The sequence below is a fragment of the Halomonas sp. PR-M31 genome (assembly GCF_001039575.1).
Classification (GTDB): Bacteria; Pseudomonadota; Gammaproteobacteria; order Pseudomonadales; family Halomonadaceae; genus Modicisalibacter.
Window position 1 is genome coordinate 1 of record NZ_JIBT01000099.1, and the last position, 2,971, is coordinate 2,971.

Here is a 2,971-nt window from a genome sequence, read left to right on the forward strand (position 1 = left end):
CGCTGGCGGCGAGCTCGACGGCGACAAGCTAAAGAAGACCGTGCGCACCGCGGTACGCATGCTCGATAATGTCATCGACATCAACTACTACGCGGTGCCCCAGGCCAAGAACTCCAACTTCAAGCACCGTCCGGTGGGGCTTGGCATCATGGGCTTCCAGGATGCGTTGTACCAGAAAGGCATCGCCTACGCGTCTGATGAAGCGGTGAGCTTCGCGGACACCTCCATGGAGCTGGTCAGCTATCACGCCATCGAAGCATCAAGCGATCTGGCCGCGGAGCGCGGCACCTATCAAAGCTTCGAGGGCTCGCTGTGGCACCAGGGCATATTGCCCATCGATTCCATCGACAAGCTCGTTCAGGAGCGCGGCGCCGACTATATCGAGGTCGATACCTCCACCACCCAGGACTGGACCGTATACGCGAGAAGCTCAAAAGCCAGGGCATGCGTAACTCAAACGTCATGGCGATCGCGCCGACGGCGACCATCTCCAACATCTGCGGCGTCACTCAGTCCATCGAGCCGACCTATCAGAACCTGTTCGTGAAATCGAACCTGTCCGGCGAGTTCACCGTGGTCAACGCCCACATGGTCAACGACTTGAAAGAGCGCGACCTGTGGGACGAAGTGATGATCAACGATCTCAAATACTACGACGGCTCGGTGCAGCCTATCGATCGGGTGCCGGAAGATCTCAAGGCCCGCTACGCCAGCGCCTTCGAGGTCGAGCCCAAATGGCTGGTGGAAGCCGCCTCCCGGCGCCAGAAATGGATCGACCAGGCCCAGTCGCTGAATCTGTATATTGCCGGCGTCTCCGGCAAGAAGCTCGACGTGACCTACCGCATGGCCTGGTTCCGCGGCCTCAAGACCACCTACTACCTGCGCGCGCTGGGCGCCACTGCGGTGGAGAAATCCACCGTCGAGCGTGGCCGGCACAACGCCGTCGGCGGCGCCACGCCAACCGAGGCGCCCGCGCCTCAGGCTCAGGAACCGCGGGGCATCGAGGATTTCCTCACCGGCAAGGGCGGCAGCGGTTCGCGTGCTCCCTCGGCAGGCGAGATCGATGAACTGGGCTGCGAGGCCTGCCAGTAACGAATGTAAGGGTTATCACGATGTAGGGGCCCGGTTTACCGGGCGATGGCAACCGTCATTCGCTCGATGAATCGAGCTCTTACAGGACGTACTCATCATCAGGAGATGAAGCAGATGTTGAACTGGGACGAATTTCACGAAGACGACACCGTCACCGCACCAGAACCTAGCCAAGCCCCCAAACAGGCTCTCAATCAGACAAAGCCGACGCCCGCCCCCAAGACCGAGGCGCCAGCTGCGGCAAATGCCGAAGTTAAAAATGAAGTAAAAGAAGCCGCCGGCAGCTATCAGGTTGCAGAGGCGGATCGCATCGCCCGGGCCCAGCAATCCCTGGACGAGCTCGATATCGCCGCAGGCCTTGAAGAGCTCGAAATGGGTGCCGGCCGGGTCGAGGTCGATGACAAGCGCATGATCAACGCCCGGGCCGACGTTAATCAGCTCGTGCCCTTCAAGTACGACTGGGCCTGGCAGAAGTATCTCGACGGCAGTGCCAACCACTGGATGCCCCAGGAAGTGAACATGAATGCGGACATCGCCCTGTGGAAGAGCCAGGACGGCTTGACCGAGGACGAGCGGCTGATCGTGATGCGCTCCCTGGGCTACTTCTCCACCGCCGACTCGCTGGTGGCCAACAACCTGGTGCTGGCGGTGTACAAGAACATCACCAACCCGGAATGCCGCCAGTACCTGCTGCGTCAGGCCTTCGAGGAAGCGATTCACACCCACGCCTATCAATACTGCGTGGAATCCTTGAGCATGGACGAAGGCGAAGTCTTCAACATGTACCGGGAAGTCGACTCCGTGGCCCGCAAGTCCGCCTGGAGCCTGAAACACACCCAGTCTCTGGGCCGCCCGAACTTCCAGACCGGCACCCCGGAAACGGATCAGGAGTTCCTGCGTAACCTGATCGGCTTTTACGTGGTCACCGAAGGCATCTTCTTCTACTGCGGCTTCAGCCAGATTCTTTCCATGGGCCGACGCAACAAGATGACCGGCGTCGCGGAGCAGTTCCAGTACATCCTGCGGGACGAGTCCATGCACCTGAACTTCGGCATCGACATGATCAACCAGATCAAGATCGAGAACCCGCATCTGTGGACGCCGGAATTCCAGGACGAAGTCACCCAGATGATCCTCGAAGGCACCCAGCTTGAGATCGAATACGCCCGGGACACCATGCCCCGGGGCGTGCTGGGCATGAACGCCGCCATCATGGAGGAGTACCTGCACTTCATTTGCAACCGCCGCCTGGCGCAAATCGGTTTGAAGGAGCAGTTCCCCGGCGCTTCCAACCCCTTCCCCTGGATGAGCGAGATCATCGATCTCAGAAAGGAGAAAAACTTCTTCGAGACCCGAGTCACCGAGTATCAGGTCGGCGGCGCGCTGAGCTGGGATTGATAAACTACCGAAGCTTTTTAAAATAGTTAGAAAAGCGACTGTACTGTAGGTAACTTCGAAAAGTCACGGACCTGCCCCCGAAAACAGTTCGCAGCGCTGACAGAAGAGATGCTCAGTCAGATAAAAAATCGGCACTAATAAGAAAAGAGAAAACTAAGAAACAATCCATTGAGTAGCGCCTCACACGGGGCGCCTAATCTTATTCCGAAGCATTTAAATTAAACATCTCGTAGGAGCTTACATTGGGAAATGGGACATTCGGCCTTGAAAATGAAATAATAATTCAGAAAAGCGGGCTCCGTGACATATTTACGCCCCATACGCCAGTTGACGAGGTCAAGCATTTTTTTGGTCGAGAGGAGGAAGCGTCGCGCCTTGTAAGTGTTGTGAACTCGCCTGGGCAGCATATACTTCTATATGGGGACAGAGGTGTAGGAAAAACCTCCTTAGCCAAAACAACTTGCAAAGTAATTCTTCAAAA

The 2,971-nt window shown here is 57.3% G+C and carries 2 protein-coding genes and 1 pseudogene; all 3 read left to right on the top strand.

Annotated features, from left to right (window positions below; all coding sequences use genetic code 11):
* Nucleotides 1-1,092 (top strand): annotated as a pseudogene (locus tag CH74_RS17645) (ribonucleoside-diphosphate reductase subunit alpha); the annotation flags it as partial.
* Nucleotides 1,093-1,206: 114 nt separating this feature from the next.
* A complete protein-coding gene (locus tag CH74_RS17650; RefSeq protein WP_048308849.1) occupies nt 1,207-2,490 on the top strand; it encodes a ribonucleotide-diphosphate reductase subunit beta in 1,284 nt (427 codons plus the stop codon).
* A 242-nt stretch (nt 2,491-2,732) separates the two neighbouring features.
* Nucleotides 2,733-2,971: AAA family ATPase (locus CH74_RS20155; protein ID WP_367379138.1), on the top strand; the 239-nt coding region annotated here is incomplete at its 3' end.

Excerpts from the sequence above, each read along its gene's own strand:
- CH74_RS17650 (WP_048308849.1), top strand. The coding sequence starts at position 1,207 with ATGTTGAACTGGGACGAATTTCACGAAGACGACACCGTCACCGCACCA.